Here is a 16,634-nt window from a genome sequence, read left to right as displayed (position 1 = left end):
TTTGATGGGAATTGGCAAGCATGACTGGCAATTTGGGGTAACTTACGCCATATAGCGAATATGCCCGATAATGAAACACTAAAAACTCTCACATTTGGCTGCCGCCTCAACACTTATGAAACCGAAGTAATGAAGCGTGAGGCTGATAAAGCGGGACTTGAAAATGCCGTACTGGTTAACACCTGTGCGGTAACGGGCGAAGCTGTGCGCCAAGCTAAGCAGGCCATTCGCAAAGCACGACGAGAAAACCCAGATGCACGCATCATCGTATCTGGTTGTGCAGCACAAACCGAAGCAGAAACGTTTGGCAACATGGACGAGGTTGATCTTGTTATCGGCAATGATGACAAACTCAAGGCTCAATCTTATCGCGCGCTACCCGAATTTGGGATTAATAATTTTGAAAAAGTGCGCGTCAACGACATTTTCGAAGTCAGCGAAAACGCCCCACAAATGGTTGATGCTATCGAGGGTCACACACGCGCATTTGTACAAGTTCAAAACGGTTGCGATCACCGCTGTACATTTTGCATAATTCCCTATGGTCGCGGAAACTCCCGTTCGGTTCCAATGGGAGCGGTTGTAGATCAAGTTAAAGAACTGCGGAATAATGGCTATCGCGAAATTGTTCTTACGGGCGTTGACGCCACAAGTTATGGCGCTGACTTACCGGGAAAACCTTCTCTTGGAATGCTTGCCAAATCAATCTTAAAACAAGTGCCAGACCTAGAGCGTTTGCGTCTTTCATCTATCGACTCAATTGAAGCCGATGATGATTTATTTGATTTGCTTGCCAATGAAAAACGTTTCATGCCGCATCTTCATTTATCACTACAACATGGTGATGACATGATTTTGAAACGCATGAAACGACGCCATTTACGAGAAGATGCCATCGAATTTTGCAATAAGGTGCGTGCTTTACGCCCCGATGTCAGTTTCGGTGCAGATATTATCGCAGGCTTCCCCACCGAAACGGATGACATGTTTAATCAAAGCCTGAGCTTGATTGATGAATGTGACATCGCGCTATTACACGTGTTCCCATTTAGTCCGCGCGAAGGGACACCCGCTGCGCGCATGCCCCAGCTTGATCGCACTTTGATAAAACAGCGCGCGGCCAAATTGCGAGTAAAGGGTGAAAGCGCTTATCAACGACATTTGAACAAAATGGCTCATCGGGGTGGAGAGCTTAAAGTATTGATTGAAAAATCAGGCATAGGGCGCACTGACAATTTTACACTTGTCGAATTTTTGGGTGAAAATCCAATCAAAGACAAGACTTTAACAACAGGCGCGATTGTCAAAGCAAAAATTGAAGGCCACAATGGCAAACAATTGCAGGCAAGATTGTCAGCAGCGAATTTAGGCGGGGCATAATCCATGGCAATGGGCTTTATCAAAAAAGTCTTCTCTTTTGGCAAAAAACAAGTCGAGGAAAAACCACTCGATAAATCGCCAGAAAATAAAATCGAAGAAGCAGTTCAAACACATGAAGTCATCAAGGTTAAGGCATCAGCGCAACCAGAGGCACCTTCTGTTAAAGAAAACACAGAAATTGTAATTGAAGAACCAATTGCAAACGTAGCTTCAGAGCCAGAGGACAACGACTCATCTGGTATTTTAGACTCTGAGTTACCGCCTAGCAAAGCAGAAACAATAGATGTTTACGAAGACATTTCAGATGTAAGTTCAACATCTGGCGAAGCTATTGAGCCTGAAGAAACCGCCACGCCCGATGCCGATGCCGATGCCGATGCCGATGCCGATGCCGATGCCGATGCCGATGCCGATGCCGATGCCGATGCCGATGCCGATGCCGATGCCGAACAATCATCAATCAAAAGTACAAAGCAATCTTCCAAAAAACCAACAAAAGCCGTTTCCACAAATAATTCTGAACAGATCGCCACGGATGTTGAAGAGACAGAGGTTTTAGCGACCGAAAGCCCAAAAACAGAACAAAACGATGATGCCGCCACGGACAGTCTAAAGACGGAACAAACCGACAAAGAATTAGTTGATAGTCCAAAGACTGAGCTAATCGGAGACGAAGTCACCGATGAAGTCCGGCAGATGCCGCCGCAGGAGGCGTCGAGAGGACCAGAGCCAGAGCCAGAGCCAGAGCCAGAGCCAGAGCCAGAGCCAGAGCCAGAGCCAGAGCCAGAGCCAGAGCCAGAGCCAGAGCCAGAGCCAGAGCCAGAGCCAGAGCCAGAGCCAGAGAAAAAAGTCGCAGTTTCTGATAAAGTGTCAATTGTGGAAGAGGTTTCTCCACAGGTTGAACCAACAGAACCCGAAGAAAAAGAAAGTTGGTTTAAGCGCCTGCGCAAAGGGCTTTCACGCACTTCAAGCCAATTGTCCGATCAAATCACGGGCATCTTCTTAAAGCGTAAACTGGATGACGACACGCTGCAAGACTTGGAAGATATACTTATTCAATCTGATCTTGGGTTGGAAACAGCGATGCGTGTTACGGACACACTTGCATCCACGCGGTATGGCAAAGAAGTCAGCACTGAAGATGTAACATCCATCATGGCATCCGAAATTGAAAAAGTTCTTGAGCCCGTAGCACAACCGCTAGAGTTAGATTTGTCTCACAAACCGCATGTGATTCTGGTGGTCGGTGTAAATGGTACTGGTAAGACAACAACAATCGGCAAGTTAACAGCCAAACTAACCGAAGGCGGGTTGAATGTTATGCTTGCAGCTGGCGATACATTTCGCGCCGCCGCTATCGAGCAGCTTAAAATATGGGGTGAGCGTACCAACTCCCCAGTTGTTTCTTCAAAATTAGGCGCAGATGCGGCTGGCCTTGCCTATGATGCATTTGAGCAAGCAAAAGAAGCTGGATCTGATGTGTTAATCATTGATACAGCTGGTCGTTTGCAGAATAAGACAGAGCTTATGGACGAGCTTGAAAAAATCGTACGTGTCTTAAATAAGCATGATCCAGATGCACCGCATACCGTTTTACAAACACTCGATGCCACGACAGGACAAAATGCGCTCAGCCAAGTGGAAATTTTCCGCAATGTTGCGGGTGTAAATGGTCTTGTCATGACCAAGCTTGATGGTACAGCCCGTGGGGGTATTTTAGTCGCAATATCCGCAAAGCATAAACTCCCAGTATATTTCATAGGCGTTGGCGAAGGCGTTGATGATCTTGAACCTTTTGCAGCCAAGGATTTTGCCGAGGCACTTGCGGGACCACGAATAGAATAAAATCATGAAAGTCCAGGGACATAAGAGCGACACAAATGAAGTATATGAGCGTGTTAACTTAACCAGATAGTAATTTACAGTTTCGATCATTATCCTTGCAAACAATCCAAACCAAGCTTATCTGACGTACAAGTATATAGATAATTCGCTTCCAAAAGGTCTTAAATGAGTAACGCTGCCACAAAGCCGAACATAAATCCCTATTTAAAAATGGCTTTAGACCTAGGTCCATTGGTCGTATTTTTCTTTGCAAATTCACAAGGTAAAAAACTAGCGGTCAAATATCCAATTCTTGCAGATTTGGGTGAACCAATTTTTATTGCCACTGCCCTTTTTATGGTCGCAACGTTCATATCCTTGTCCGTTTCATGGGCCTTAACCCGTTCACTTCCAATAATGCCTTTGGTAACAGGGGTTGTTGTCTTGGTTTTCGGCGGTCTTACAATATATTTACATAATGATACGTTCATTAAGTTAAAGCCGACAATCGTGAATACACTCTTTGGCTCGGTGCTGTTGATCGGGCTTATGTTTGGAAAATCGCTTCTAAAATACGCGTTTGAAGCCGCCTTTAAAATCGATGAAGAAGGCTGGCGTAAGCTTACATTCCGCTGGGGTTGTTTCTTTTTTGCCTTAGCTGCAATTAATGAAGTCGTTTGGCGTAATTTTTCAACCGACTTCTGGGTTGCCTTCAAAGTTTGGGGCAACATGCCGCTAACTTTTATCTTCATGATGTTCCAAATGAAACTTTGGAAAGATCACGAATTGCCTGAAGAGGAAGAAGATACAGTATAAACATATTGTGTCGCTTCAATTGCAGGCAGGATCTTTTCCTCAAATCCACGAGCGTCAATAGGGCCTATATGCTTATAAAGAATTATACCGCTTGGCGAGATCAAGAACGTTTCTGGTACGCCATAGACACCCCAGTCGATAGCAGCGGCACCATTGGGGTCTACACCAATGGCAGTATATGGATTACCAAGTTCATTTAGAAACTTGAGTGCATTTTCATTTTTATCTTTATAGTTCAAGCCAACAATCTGAACGCGTTTGTCTTTAGATAATTCCAATAAAAACGGGTGTTCCTGGCGACATGGAACGCACCATGAAGCCCAAACATTGACCAACGTTAACTTGCCAGAAATCGCAGCATCATTGAGTGCAGGCAGGCCGGATCCTTCAAGCGCCTGCATTGAAAGTGATGGCGCTTGTTTACCGATTAACACCGAAGGTAAATCTTGAGCATTTCGACCTGATGTTAATTGCAACAAGAAGAAAGTTGCAAGAGATCCAAATATGATCAACGGCAGAAACAGAGCTACCTTCTGTGCAAATGTCCGAGGCCTTTTTTGCTCGTCTTTACTCACCGAAATGCCTCAACTCTGCTCTGAACGACGTTTAATGCCAGCAGCATCCAGACTCGCGAGTTCGCGACGGCGCGCACGACCATCAAGAATAACCCAAAGCACCATACCAACAACGGTTAGTGCCGTTATTCCGTAAGATGTATAAACAAAAGCTTCGTGGCTCATCAAATCAATTCCCTAAACTGCATCCTAATTTGCTCGCGCTGCCATGCGGCGCATGGAACGGACACGACGACGTAGGATTTCATTTCGCATAGCCATGATGTGAATAGCAAAAAACAACAACGTGAATGCAAGCGCCATCACTAACAATGGATAAAGCAAACTTGGATGAATTGTTGGCCCATCAAGACGTATGACGCTTGCGGGCTGGTGCAACGTGTTCCACCATTCAACAGAAAATTTAATGATCGGAATATTGATCCATCCGACTATAGTAATAATCGCTGTAACTTTTGCAGAGCGACTTGGATCATCCATCGCTCGTGTTAATGCGATCAATCCAAGATACATTAAAAGCAATACAAAAACGGACGTCAGTCGCGCATCCCAAACCCACCAGGCACCCCACATCGGCTTACCCCACAATGAGCCAGTAATCAAAGCCAGAATTGTAAAACTTGCACCAAGTGGCGCAGCAGCTTTGGCAGCCACATCGGCAAGCGGGTGCTTCCAAACAAGTGTGCCGATAGAAGAAATAGCCATGATCGTATAGCACATCATGGATAGCCAAGCAGCAGGCACATGAATAAACATGATCTGTACCGTCTTGCCTTGCTGATAATCTTCCGGTGCTGAAAATGCCATATAAAGTCCAAGCATCATTGTAATGATCGCTACAACCCATAATGTCGGCAAAACTTTGCTCGAAAGATCTAAAAATCTTGTCGGGTTTGCCAGTTGGCTAAACCAGGACATTTTCTTTGTCTTTATCTCGTCTTGTGAACTATTTTGCGTATTCATGTCTGACATTTAAACTCTAGCGTTAAAAACTGCAATCAATCAGTAGACGCGCGAAGTGCCGCAGCGGAAGCTACCGGGCCAATCACCGCAAAAAACAAACTAATTGCACATAATATTAAAAATGGTGGCAAAAACGGGTCGGGCTCCGTAACCGCCGCGTATGCGGCACTGACGCCAAAAATCAACACTGGAATTGTTAGCGGTAAAACAAGCACCGAAACCAACAATCCGCCCCGCGGCAAGCTCACAGCGACAGCTGCGCCCACAGAACCAATAAAGGTGATGGCCGGAGTTCCGACCAGTAATGTAAGCGTGACTGCCCCAATTGCGGTGAGATCCATATTCATAAAAAGCCCCAGCAAAGGTGCCGCGATAACGAGCGGAAGGCCTGTTGCGAACCAATGGGCAAAACATTTGATGAAAACCGTCAGGACCAGAGGCGTTTCTTGCATCATTAAAATATCAAGCGAACCATCATCACGTTCGAGCTGAAACAGACGATCAAGACCAAGAAGGCTCGCAAGCAATGCGCCAATCCAGAGCATCGCAGGCCCTATACGTGCTAGCAGATTTAAATCCGGGCCAATTGCAAAAGGAACGACAGCAATTACGGCAAGAAAAAACAAGACGCCAAGCAGTGCACCCCCGCTCGATTGAAGCCCTAACTTTACATCGCGCCAGAACAGAGACATTAAAACGCTGCCTCTTCGAACTTTGGAGGCATCATCTCAAGTATTTTAGATTGTTTAAAACCAAGCGGTACATGTGTTGCCGCAATAACAATGCCGCCGGATTGAATAAACTTATCAACAAGCTTATCAAATATCTGACTTGATCCTTTATCGAGTGCCGCTGTTGGTTCATCCAACAACCATATTGGTCGGTGCGAGACAAATAGTTTTGTCAATGCAATGCGCCGCCGCTGCCCCTGGGACAAAAAGCCAAATGGTAAATCTAACGTATGGGAAAGACCAAAGGCCTCAACAGCTTCGACCGGAGAGAGGGAGATTTCAGACACACCCATTTGCTCTTGCCAGAAGCGCATATTATCAAGAACAGTCAGCTCTGACTTCATAGCATTTTCATGCCCGATATAGTGACAATATTCGTGGAGCTCTTTTTCGCTCATACGACCAACATCCACACTGAATGACCCAGTTTCAAATGACAAAAGACCAGCAAGACCTCGCAAAAGCGTAGATTTACCAACGCCATTGGGACCGGTGATTGTCAATGCATCACCCTCACCCAATTCGAAGGAGACATCATTAAAAATAAGGTCTTCACCACGCCGAATGGCCAAATTTTCCGCAATAACTCGCATCGTCATCTCACAACCTTATCAAAATTCACATAGCCCAATACAAAATTCATACTGCCCAAAACACCACTGCTTTGAAAAAATCGATTTAAACCCGTATTACCTACTAGCGTACTACCCACAAACTGCTATAAGGCGCTCATAACGCTAACGATCAGCGAAATATCAGCAAATGCCGAATGAGGTTATAAAGACCTTAAGCGGATAGCGGAAGGGTCGTTTCCGCTTTAACTTTATTGAAATGCAATAAGGTTAGCCCGCGCTTCCAGAATTCGGCTTAAATATAAGGGAAGTGGCTAACACATGGCAAAATCACTCGATAGCTTTAATTGTCGCACTACTTTGACTGCAGCAGGCAAAGAATACACCTACTATAATCTTAAAACAGCAGAAGAAAACGGCCTTGCAGGCGTTTCCAACCTTCCATTTTCAATGAAAGTAATCCTCGAAAACCTTCTTCGCAATGAAGATGGTCGGACAGTTACAAAACAAGACATTGAAAATGTAGCAGGTTGGCTCGATAACAAAGGTAAAGGCGGCAACGAAATAGCCTATCGCCCTGCCCGTGTTCTCATGCAAGATTTCACTGGTGTTCCTGCTGTTGTAGATTTGGCTGCAATGCGTGATGCGATGGTGAATCTTGGTGGTGATGCCGAAAAAATTAACCCGCTTGTTCCTGTTGATCTTGTCATCGATCACTCTGTGATTGTCGATAAATTTGGTACGCCAACTGCTTTCGATCAGAATGTTGAACTTGAATATGCGCGTAATGGCGAACGCTATCGCTTCTTGAAATGGGGTCAGCAAGCTTTCCAAAACTTCCGTGTTGTACCTCCCGGAACTGGCATCTGTCACCAAGTAAACGTTGAATATTTGGGTCAGACCGTTTGGACTAAAGAAGAAGACGGAACAACCGTTGCTTATCCTGACACATGTGTTGGTACAGATAGCCACACAACAATGATCAATGGCCTTGGCGTTCTTGGTTGGGGTGTTGGTGGTATTGAGGCCGAAGCGGCTATGCTTGGTCAACCGATCTCAATGTTGCTCCCTGAAGTTATAGGCTTTAAGCTAACTGGCTCAGCTAAAGAAGGTATCACAGCAACAGATATCGTTCTAACGATTGTGCAGATGCTTCGCCAAAAAGGCGTTGTCGGCAAATTTGTTGAATTCTTTGGTGAAGGGCTTAACTCACTTTCATTGGCCGACCGCGCAACAATCGGCAATATGGGTCCAGAATATGGCGCAACTTGCGGCTTCTTCCCAGTTGATGGAGAAACTATCAACTACCTAACATTGTCAGGCCGTGAAGAAGATCGCATCGAACTTGTTGAAGAATATTCCAAAGCACAAGGCATGTGGCGCGATAACGATGGTTCAAACATCGTCTTTACGGATACGATTGAACTGGATCTTGGCGATGTTGTGCCTTCCATGGCTGGACCAAAACGCCCCGAAGGCCGTATTCCTCTTGAAAATATTTCAGAAGGTTTTGCCAAAGCACTTGCAGATGAATACAAAAAACCTGATCAGCTGAGTAACCGTTATGATGTTGAAGGTGAAGACTATGACCTTGGTCACGGTGATGTTGCAATTGCTGCCATCACATCTTGTACCAACACATCGAACCCTTCTGTTTTGATTGCCGCTGGTTTGATGGCTCGTAATGCTGTTGCAAAAGGCATCACATCCAAACCTTGGGTAAAAACATCATTGGCACCAGGTTCTCAAGTCGTGGCTGAATATCTTGAAGCTGCTGGCCTTCAAACTTATCTTGATCAAATCGGCTTTAATCTCGTTGGTTTTGGTTGCACAACATGTATCGGTAACTCCGGTCCATTGAACGCGCCTATCTCCAAAACGATTAACGACAAAGGTCTGATCGCTGCTGGGGTCCTTTCTGGCAACCGTAACTTTGAGGGTCGCGTATCACCGGACGTACAAGCAAACTACCTGGCTTCACCTCCACTTGTTGTTGCGTATGCTCTTGCAGGCTCAGTCCAAAAAGACCTTACGACAGAACCTCTTGGCCAAGACAAAGATGGTAATGATGTTTTCCTCAAAGACATCTGGCCGTCAAATAAAGAAATCCAAGAATTCGTCATGAAGTACGTCACGCGTGAGCTTTTTGCTGCAAAATACGCTGACGTGTTTAAAGGTGACGAAAACTGGCAATCAGTGAAAATTCCAGATGGCAACACATATGCTTGGGATGATAAATCAACTTACGTTCAAAACCCGCCATACTTTGTTGGCATGGGTAAGGAACCCGGTGGCACATCTGACATCAAAGATGCGCGCGTACTTGGCCTTTTGGGCGATAAGATCACAACCGATCACATCTCTCCAGCTGGCTCTATCAAAGCACAGTCACCTGCTGGTGAATATTTGATGGATAATGGTGTTGGCGTTGCAGACTTTAATCAATACGGTACACGTCGTGGTAACCACGAAGTTATGATGCGCGGCACATTCGCCAATATCCGTCTTCGTAACCATATGCTTGGGCCAAACGGTCGTGAAGGTGGTTACACAGTTCACTACCCATCACGCGAAGAGGTTTCAATCTTTGATGCTGCTATGCGTTATAAAGAAGAAGGCCGCCCATTGGTTATCTTCGGTGGTGTTGAATATGGTAATGGTTCATCACGTGACTGGGCAGCCAAAGGTACAAACCTTCTAGGTGTACGCGCAGTTATCACCCAATCATTCGAGCGTATTCACCGTTCTAACCTTGTTGGTATGGGCGTCATCCCATTCTGCCTGGAAGAAGGCACTTCATGGGAAAGCCTAAACCTACAAGGGGATGAAACAGTTTCAATTGAAGGCCTAACGTCGATTGAACCCCGCTCTAAGAAAACAGCCGTTGTCACCTATGCAGATGGTTCAACAAAAGATGTACCACTTATCTGCCGTGTCGATACACTTGATGAAGTTGATTACATCAACAATGGCGGTATCCTGCACACTGTGTTGCGCGATTTAGCATCGTAAACATTGCAACATAAATCGAAAAACCGGGGCAATGCTCCGGTTTTTTTATGCCTATTTCCAATTAAATAGCTCCTCACACCAACGTGATTTCAACTTGACCAGGGTTTTGAGCTATAAAACCTAGAAGCTGCGGGGGGCTGACAGCACATGTACATATGGTGAACCCACTATCGCGTAACCCTAGGCGGAACAATTGATGAAAAATAAACTACATTCTATCGCATTCGCATTTGGCCTAACTATTGCCATTAGCGGAACTATGACTAACGGCTCTCACGCTGGTGAAAAAATTAATAATCCCATTGGTGTTGTAGAACTGTTTACGTCCCAAGGCTGCTCGTCTTGCCCGCCTGCGGACAAAGCGCTCTCAAAACTTATTGAAGAAGGAAAAATCATTGCCCTTTCCTATCACGTTGATTATTGGGACTACCTTGGCTGGAAGGATACGCTTTCCTCAAAAGCGTCTACGACACGCCAGTACCGCTACGCAGACACTTTAAAACGCCGAGGCGTTTACACACCACAGGCCATCATCAATGGACGCGACCACCTAGTAGGCAGTAATTACAAAGGCATTAAGGCACGTGTCTCCACCTTCGATGCAACTGAGCAAGGTTTAGCCATTCCACTTTCAATCTCAGCAAATGGCGATGAACTTAATATTTCCATTGGTACCGGAAGTGGAAAAGCTAATATCGTTGCTGTTTATTTCGACAATGAAAATGTCGTCGACATCAAACGTGGTGAAAATACAGGTGAGAAAATTACCTACCATCACAGCGTAACAGATATCCAGACCATCGGCATGTGGAATGGTTCCGCACAAAATCTTAAACTTCCAGCATCTGTCGTGCAAAAAGCAAAGAAGGGTGGCGCAGCAATCTTGCTTCAAACGATAACCAAAGAAGGCACCCCCGGTTCAATTTTAGGGGCGGCAAGTTATAAAAGCTGATTTCAAAAAAAGACCGACCTTTTTACTAAAGGCCGGCCTTGAGGCGGAGTTGCTTGTGAATAAGGCGGGCAGTTAACAAGAGGTCGGAGGGCTGGGGGGCTGATTGACCAACCTCTCAAAACTGCTTTTATCCAAACAACAACCGGAGTTTGCGTTTCAATTGCGTTCGGGTCGCGGCAATATTGTGACCGAAATGTGGCAAAATATAAAGTATGGTGACTCTTTATTTCACCACCGTGAGGATCGTTAAACTTGTAAATAAATCTTGTAAAGGCGTCTCACAATGATATTTTTTAACTTATGAAGATTCTTGCAATATCTGGCAGTGCCCGCCGGAAATCTACCAATTTGGCGCTTTTGATACAAATCAAAAGTATCGTGCCAGAAGGTGTTTCAATGAACATATCTCATGAGATTGATAGTTTACCTATCTTCTCACCTGACAAGGAAGAGCAGCAAACGCCAAAAAACGTTACAGACTTTATAGACAATGTCTCTAATAGTGATGGAATTATTATCGCAAGCCCAGAATATGTTCGTGCCATTCCTGGTGGGCTAAAAAATGCAATCGATTGGCTCGTTTCGCGCGAAGCCATTATTGCCAAGCCCATCATACTCGTTCATGCATCCCACAGAGGGGACGACATGCTAGCCTCACTCCGCTTGGTATTAAGTACTGTTTCGTCGCGCTTCAATCGCGATATATTTGCAAGGTTTCCTCTCATGTCAAAAACACCTGATGAAATCAGGAAAATACTAACCTCCCCAGAAGCTCAGAAAGAACTTTTCATGCTCATTAACGATTTCACCAACTACATAGATAAATCTGACGCTTGATTTTTGCACCGACTCTGACAAAATACCTATATAGGGGAGAGCATGAATGACAGATGGTGCGTCAGGTATCTTTAACAATTCAAATAGTGTTGTCGATCTTGCATCATACAAGAAGCAAAAAGACCCCTTACCTGTCACATTTCATCGAACTGAGTTAGATCGCATATTACAAGTTTACTCACGAAATGTGGGCACAGGCGCATGGCGTGATTATGCAATCGATCACATGAGGGAGAAGGCAGTTTTTTCGATTTACAAGCAATCAAGTGAAACACCACTTTTTACAATCGAAAAAGATCCAAAACGAGCGCGTAAACAGGGCGCATTTAGCGTCATCAACGCAAATGGACTTGTGCTCAAACGCGGTCACGAATTAGCACAAGTTCTTAAAGTCCTCGATAAAGTCAAAGTCGTTAAGTGAAATATTAGCTTCTATCAACAAGCACTGTACATTGCGAGTGACGAACCACTCTCGCAGCTGTTGAACCAATAAGAAAATCTTGGATACCCGGACTATGTGACGCTACGAGAATTAGGTCAGCCTTCAAATCCTTCGCGCATTCCAAAATCTTAACATGTGGGCGCCCTCTTAAGACGACAACATTAGCTTCAACATTGTTGCTTGTTGCGATTTTCTTAAGCTCCGTCCTCGCATCTTCCAAGCTCTCATCAATTACATCTTGAGGGATTGCATATTCCATATAGCCTGGAATTTCTTCACCCACATATATCATGGTGAGTTGCCCGTCAGAATCACATAGCTGCTGTCCGCGTTTTAAAATATCAAGACCGTGCTCGGTATGAGCTAAATCAAAAGCAACAAGAACTTGTTTATACATCTTTGTTTCCTCACATCGTTATCTTACGTAAGAAATTATACAATAATAGACTTGTCAACCTTGATACAGATCAACCTGAAAACAGATTTCCAGGATAGGCATTCATATCAGGGTCAGAACTTGCTCCTTCGCCAATATCAATTTGCATAATAGTCGTATCAAGCCATTTGCCATGTTTGTAACCCGTAGCCTTCATTGATCCAGCATCATGAAATCCGGCTTTTTTATGCACAGCAATTGAAGCCGCTTCACCTCCTCCAATGATCGCTATCATTTGGCGAAATCCAAGCGCCTCAGATCGCTCGATAAGCGTTACGAGTAACTTGTAACCTACGCCCCTCCCCCTCGCTTCAGGAGCAAGATAGATAGAATCTTCCACTGCCCATCGATATGCAGGACGCGAACGAAACGGTCCTGCATAGGCATAGCCCAAAAACTGATCACCATCCTCAGCAACGAGATAAGGAAAACTATTGGAACTCATGCTTTCAAAACGACGCATCATCTCATCAAGATCAGGCGCGGTTAGCTCGTAAGTAGCCGTACCATGATCAACAGCCTCTCCATAAACAGTCGTGATTTTAGGAACATCTTCAATTACAGCATCGCGAATAATGAAACTCATATTATCAACTCCAACAAAAAAGGCGGCTCAAAAGCCGCCTTTTAAATAAACTTTTAAAAGCTTCTATTCTCTATTACCTAGGAATTGCAACAAGAACATGAACATATTAATGAAGTTTAGATAAAGGCTCAAAGCACCCATGATTGCCTTACGGCCCATTGTTGCTTCGCCATCACCTTCATAATACATCTCCTTAATGCGCTGCGTGTCATATGCAGTCAAACCTGCAAAGATCAACACACCCAAGGCTGATACAGCAAATTGCAATGCACTTGATTGTAAAAAGATGTTTACAATCGAAGCAAGAATAAGACCAAATACACCCATGATCAGGAATGAACCCATGCCTGAAAGGTCTTTCTTAGTCGTATAACCATAGAGCGATAGCGCTCCGAAAGAAGCGGCTGTCACAAAGAACGTTTGGATGATCGAAGCACCTGTAAACACCAAAAAGATGTAGGAGATCGACACGCCCATGATCGCAGCAAACGCCCAGAAGGTTGTTTGCGCAGCAGATACACTCATTTTATTCAAGCGTGCTCCAAGGAAAAATACAAAACCAAGTGGCGCAAACATAATAACCCATTTCAATGGGCTGTTGTATAATGCTTGAAAAACCGCTGGGTTAGACAGTGCAATCTGTGATGTCGCATATGATGCAAGACCGGTAATACCCAAGCCAATGCCCATGTAATTGTAAACACTCAGCATATAGCTGCGCAGACCCTGATCTACATAGTCTGCTTCCTGCGTTGATGCAGTCGCCGTATTAAGACGCGAGTTTCTATATTCAGCCATTTGTTCCTCTTTAAAAAATAGCCATCAGTGAGGCCAATCCCCACTGAAAGTTTTACTTACCTCTAATATGGTACTTTTTTATGAAACAACAAGTTTTTTGTCAAAGAATCCGATTGATATTACCAATATGATTAATAGTAAAAAACTATTGATATGAAAAAATATCACAATTCTCGTAAAATTGGCGCTGCTTTTTGTCCCAACACACGCCAAGTTCCTATTAATCCGATGCCAACAGTGAGCACAAGCGCGGCAATAAGGGTTGCAATGGCAACATCTGGTAGGAAGCTATATGGCAGCGACATAATTTGGCTGGTAACATACCAAGCCGCGATACCACCTGATGCCAAAGCAAAAATGGCTGTTGAAAGACCAAGAATCACATATTCAAAACTAAAGGCTTTAATAAGTGTGCCGCGCGTCGCACCCAGTGTTTTCAAAACAACAGAATCGTGCCGCCTTGCACGGTTTCCAGCAGCTAAGGCCCCTGCAAGCACCAACACTGACGCGATTAATGCAACCGCCGCCGCGGCACGAATAGCCAATGCAATCTGACCAACCAGGCGTTCTGCAATTTCCAATGCATCTTTCACCCGAACACTCGTAACCGTTGGGAAATTTCGCGTAATAGCATTTAATACCTCTCCCTCTTTCTGAGCCGAGGCTTCCCCATCAAGCAACGTTGCCAACCATGAATGAGGCGCACCAGCAAATGTATTTGGCGAAAACACCATCACAAAATTGATCGATAACGATTCCCATTCCACAACACGGAAATTGGCAATTCTGGCGGTTATCGTTCGACCGAGTACATTAACCGTAACAGTATCACCTATTTCGAGACCAATTTCACCGGCCTCTTCTGCGGTAAAGGATACCAATGGTTCACCTGCATAGTCCTTATCCCACCACTCACCTTCAGAAAGCACAGAACCTTCCGGTTGGATCGGAGAATAGGTAATTCCACGATCCCCACGCGTAACCCACCTTGCCTCTGGTGGAATAGTCATTTCGCGAATATCAGTGCCGTTCAATTCCAGAATACGCCCCCGTAACATCGGAACTTTTACAAGTTTCCCATCAGGAGCAACATCAGCGATAACTTGATCAAAAGCCTCAATCTCATCTGACTGAATATCCACAAAGAAAAAATTCGGCGCACGCTCAGGTAAATTGCCTGCAAGCTCACGACGCAAATTCCCATCAATCAATGCAAGAGCTACAAGTAACGTAAGCCCGAGGCCAAGCGACATAACTACGGATGAAGTAAGTGCACCAGGGCGATGGATATTACCAAGCGCCAATCGCAAGGGCGTTGACCTAACCTGTGGGCTACGTTTGGCAAGCCACTGAACCAATATAGACACAAAGCGCAAAACAACAAACGAGAATACCACCGCGCCTAGGAAAATGATCGTGATCTGATCATTATCGGACGTCGAGATAACCAACCAACTTAAAAGCAACGCCAGAGCAATGGCCAATATAGAATAGATTGGTTTTGGCCAACCCGTTTGCCCCAAACTCCATTGACGGAACAATGCAGTTGCCGGAACATTTCCAGCATTGCCAAGTGGCAACACGGCAAATGTCAATGCGGATATCAGACCAAAGGCCGCAGCAAGCAGCAATACATCCAAATAAACTGATGCGGAGACAGTGATAGAAAGGGCTGCAGATAAAAGCGATGATGTGACAAAAGGAATAGCCGCACCAACAACAATACCAATTGCAACACCAATCAGCGCAATTAAAAATACTTGCACGAGGTAGATAATAAATACAAACCGCGCAGATGCGCCCAAGCATTTAAAAGTTGCAATCACACCTCGTTTTGAATCCAAAAATGCTCGCACTGCATTTGCAACACCGACACCGCCAACAACCAAAACGGTCAACCCAACAAGTGTCAGAAATTGTGAAAACCGTTCAATGTTAGCAGTCAATGCGGGCGCCGCATTACGGCTTGTTCTCACAGACCAACCAGCATCGGGGTGTTCTGTTTTTGCCAACTCACGAACATTTTGAAGGTCCGAAAGCGTTGGCTCACCCTTCATATCAATTCGATATGAATGTTCCACCAAACTGCCAACACGAATAAGCCCCGCAGCATCCAATGCTTTATCAGACACCATCATGCGCGGCGCAAAACCAAAGCCTTCAGACAGTGCATCAGGCTCCGCCAAAATTGTTGCCCGAATCTCAACGGCGATATCGCCTAACAACAACTGATCACCGACTTCTACATTTAATCGATCAAGCATAATGGGCGCAACTATAGCGCCAAAAACACCATCAATTTCAGCAAAAGCCTTGGTTGTTTCAAGAGCAGGCTCAGTTTCAAGCTCACCAAACATCGGATAGGCTTTATCTACCGAACGGAGTTCTACTAAAGTCTGGTCAGAAGCATCGGGCATTCTTGCCATAGAACGCAATCCTGAGCCTATTGTTAGATCACCCAGCGAATTTAAGAACGCCAGTTCATCATCATTGGCAACCCGATTATTCAACTCAAAGCGAACATCAGCACCAAGTATGGATTGACCTTCTGCCGTAATAGATTGATTGATTGAACGCGAAACAGAATTTACACCCGATATAGCAGCGGCACCCAATGCGACACAAGCTAGGAAAATGTAAAACCCGCCTAACCCTCCACGCATTTCGCGAAACGCAAAACGGATCGCAAGTTGAATTTTCTGAAACGGCC

Annotated in this window: 15 protein-coding genes and 1 pseudogene; 7 read left to right on the top strand and 9 right to left on the bottom strand. The window is 45.0% G+C overall.

Going from position 1 to position 16,634, the window contains the following annotated elements:
- Positions 1-60: 60 nt before the first annotated feature.
- From mtaB to AB2J24_RS17940, 3 genes and pseudogenes are all read left to right on the top strand, one after another.
- Positions 61-1,380, top strand: coding sequence for a tRNA (N(6)-L-threonylcarbamoyladenosine(37)-C(2))-methylthiotransferase MtaB (gene mtaB, locus AB2J24_RS17950; protein WP_367386500.1), 1,320 nt, complete (start codon positions 61-63; stop codon positions 1,378-1,380).
- Positions 1,381-2,100: 720 nt separating this feature from the next.
- Positions 2,101-3,225 (top strand): annotated as a pseudogene (gene ftsY, locus AB2J24_RS17945) (signal recognition particle-docking protein FtsY); the annotation flags it as partial.
- A gap of 165 nt (positions 3,226-3,390) precedes the next feature.
- On the top strand, positions 3,391-4,020 hold the full coding sequence (locus AB2J24_RS17940) for a septation protein A (RefSeq protein ID WP_367386499.1): 630 nt from the start codon (positions 3,391-3,393) through the stop codon (positions 4,018-4,020).
- On the opposite strand, the gene AB2J24_RS17935 is transcribed toward AB2J24_RS17940, so the two are convergent.
- The 5 genes from AB2J24_RS17935 to ccmA all read right to left on the bottom strand — a co-directional run bounded on the left by AB2J24_RS17935 (position 3,984) and on the right by ccmA (position 6,882).
- Entirely contained in the window at positions 3,984-4,595 is a 612-nt protein-coding gene (locus tag AB2J24_RS17935) for a DsbE family thiol:disulfide interchange protein (RefSeq protein ID WP_420883670.1), read from the bottom strand. The two genes, AB2J24_RS17940 and AB2J24_RS17935, sit on opposite strands and share 37 nt — an antisense overlap.
- A gap of 9 nt (positions 4,596-4,604) precedes the next feature.
- Complete coding sequence (gene ccmD / locus AB2J24_RS17930; RefSeq protein WP_162653276.1) at positions 4,605-4,760, bottom strand: heme exporter protein CcmD; 156 nt, start codon at positions 4,758-4,760, stop codon at positions 4,605-4,607.
- Positions 4,761-4,784: 24 nt separating this feature from the next.
- Positions 4,785-5,513: a heme ABC transporter permease gene (locus tag AB2J24_RS17925; protein WP_162653689.1), complete on the bottom strand. Its 729-nt coding sequence runs from the start codon at positions 5,511-5,513 to the stop codon at positions 4,785-4,787.
- Positions 5,514-5,593: 80 nt separating this feature from the next.
- The gene (gene ccmB / locus AB2J24_RS17920; RefSeq protein WP_367386498.1) at positions 5,594-6,250 is read right to left on the bottom strand and encodes a heme exporter protein CcmB; all 657 of its coding nucleotides are present in this window, start codon (positions 6,248-6,250) and stop codon (positions 5,594-5,596) included.
- On the bottom strand, positions 6,250-6,882 hold the full coding sequence (gene ccmA, locus AB2J24_RS17915) for a heme ABC exporter ATP-binding protein CcmA (protein WP_162653278.1): 633 nt from the start codon (positions 6,880-6,882) through the stop codon (positions 6,250-6,252). The genes ccmB and ccmA overlap by 1 nt, the downstream gene beginning before the upstream one ends.
- A gap of 300 nt (positions 6,883-7,182) precedes the next feature.
- On the opposite strand from ccmA, the gene acnA reads away from it, so the two are divergent.
- The 4 genes from acnA to AB2J24_RS17895 all read left to right on the top strand — a co-directional run bounded on the left by acnA (position 7,183) and on the right by AB2J24_RS17895 (position 12,083).
- Positions 7,183-9,873 carry an aconitate hydratase AcnA gene (acnA, locus tag AB2J24_RS17910; protein ID WP_162653279.1) on the top strand — a complete coding sequence of 897 codons (2,691 nt, stop codon included), beginning with the start codon at positions 7,183-7,185 and terminating at the stop codon, positions 9,871-9,873.
- A 196-nt stretch (positions 9,874-10,069) separates the two neighbouring features.
- Positions 10,070-10,825 carry a DUF1223 domain-containing protein gene (locus tag AB2J24_RS17905; protein ID WP_367386497.1) on the top strand — a complete coding sequence of 252 codons (756 nt, stop codon included), beginning with the start codon at positions 10,070-10,072 and terminating at the stop codon, positions 10,823-10,825.
- Positions 10,826-11,125: 300 nt separating this feature from the next.
- A complete protein-coding gene (locus tag AB2J24_RS17900; RefSeq protein ID WP_367386496.1) occupies positions 11,126-11,662 on the top strand; it encodes an NADPH-dependent FMN reductase in 537 nt (178 codons plus the stop codon).
- A gap of 46 nt (positions 11,663-11,708) precedes the next feature.
- On the top strand, positions 11,709-12,083 hold the full coding sequence (locus AB2J24_RS17895; RefSeq protein WP_162653281.1) for a DUF2794 domain-containing protein: 375 nt from the start codon (positions 11,709-11,711) through the stop codon (positions 12,081-12,083).
- Positions 12,084-12,087: 4 nt separating this feature from the next.
- Here AB2J24_RS17895 and AB2J24_RS17890 read toward each other — a convergent pair whose 3' ends face one another.
- The 4 genes from AB2J24_RS17890 to AB2J24_RS17875 form a co-directional block, all read right to left on the bottom strand.
- Positions 12,088-12,501 (bottom strand): universal stress protein, encoded by a 414-nt coding sequence (locus tag AB2J24_RS17890; protein WP_162653282.1) that lies wholly within the window; start codon positions 12,499-12,501, stop codon positions 12,088-12,090.
- 70 nt (positions 12,502-12,571) lie between these two features.
- Entirely contained in the window at positions 12,572-13,126 is a 555-nt protein-coding gene (locus AB2J24_RS17885; protein ID WP_162653283.1) for a GNAT family N-acetyltransferase, read from the bottom strand.
- A gap of 63 nt (positions 13,127-13,189) precedes the next feature.
- A complete protein-coding gene (locus AB2J24_RS17880; RefSeq protein ID WP_162653284.1) occupies positions 13,190-13,924 on the bottom strand; it encodes a Bax inhibitor-1/YccA family protein in 735 nt (244 codons plus the stop codon).
- A gap of 164 nt (positions 13,925-14,088) precedes the next feature.
- Positions 14,089-16,587, bottom strand: coding sequence for an ABC transporter permease (locus AB2J24_RS17875; protein WP_367386571.1), 2,499 nt, complete (start codon positions 16,585-16,587; stop codon positions 14,089-14,091).
- Positions 16,588-16,634: the final 47 nt, after the last annotated feature.

The sequence above is a fragment of the Lentilitoribacter sp. EG35 genome (assembly GCF_040784015.1).
Taxonomy (GTDB): domain Bacteria; phylum Pseudomonadota; class Alphaproteobacteria; order Rhizobiales; family Rhizobiaceae; genus Lentilitoribacter.
The sequence above is the reverse complement of the archived record's forward strand: the minus strand, read 5'-3'. Positions and strand labels throughout refer to the sequence as shown.

What these genes read in the sequence shown, in the direction of transcription:
- AB2J24_RS17890 (WP_162653282.1), bottom strand. Translation starts at nt 12,501, where the DNA reads ATGTATAAACAAGTTCTTGTTGCTTTTGATTTAGCTCATACCGAGCAC.
- ccmD (WP_162653276.1), bottom strand. Translation starts at nt 4,760, where the DNA reads ATGAGCCACGAAGCTTTTGTTTATACATCTTACGGAATAACGGCACTA.
- AB2J24_RS17940 (WP_367386499.1), top strand. Translation starts at nt 3,391, where the DNA reads ATGAGTAACGCTGCCACAAAGCCGAACATAAATCCCTATTTAAAAATG.
- AB2J24_RS17905 (WP_367386497.1), top strand. Translation starts at nt 10,070, where the DNA reads ATGAAAAATAAACTACATTCTATCGCATTCGCATTTGGCCTAACTATT.
- AB2J24_RS17875 (WP_367386571.1), bottom strand. Translation starts at nt 16,587, where the DNA reads ATGCGTGGAGGGTTAGGCGGGTTTTACATTTTCCTAGCTTGTGTCGCA.
- mtaB (WP_367386500.1), top strand. Translation starts at nt 61, where the DNA reads ATGCCCGATAATGAAACACTAAAAACTCTCACATTTGGCTGCCGCCTC.
- ccmA (WP_162653278.1), bottom strand. Translation starts at nt 6,882, where the DNA reads ATGCGAGTTATTGCGGAAAATTTGGCCATTCGGCGTGGTGAAGACCTT.
- acnA (WP_162653279.1), top strand. Translation starts at nt 7,183, where the DNA reads ATGGCAAAATCACTCGATAGCTTTAATTGTCGCACTACTTTGACTGCA.
- ccmB (WP_367386498.1), bottom strand. Translation starts at nt 6,250, where the DNA reads ATGTCTCTGTTCTGGCGCGATGTAAAGTTAGGGCTTCAATCGAGCGGG.
- AB2J24_RS17895 (WP_162653281.1), top strand. Translation starts at nt 11,709, where the DNA reads ATGACAGATGGTGCGTCAGGTATCTTTAACAATTCAAATAGTGTTGTC.
- AB2J24_RS17925 (WP_162653689.1), bottom strand. Translation starts at nt 5,513, where the DNA reads ATGTCCTGGTTTAGCCAACTGGCAAACCCGACAAGATTTTTAGATCTT.
- AB2J24_RS17880 (WP_162653284.1), bottom strand. Translation starts at nt 13,924, where the DNA reads ATGGCTGAATATAGAAACTCGCGTCTTAATACGGCGACTGCATCAACG.
- AB2J24_RS17885 (WP_162653283.1), bottom strand. Translation starts at nt 13,126, where the DNA reads ATGAGTTTCATTATTCGCGATGCTGTAATTGAAGATGTTCCTAAAATC.
- AB2J24_RS17900 (WP_367386496.1), top strand. Translation starts at nt 11,126, where the DNA reads ATGAAGATTCTTGCAATATCTGGCAGTGCCCGCCGGAAATCTACCAAT.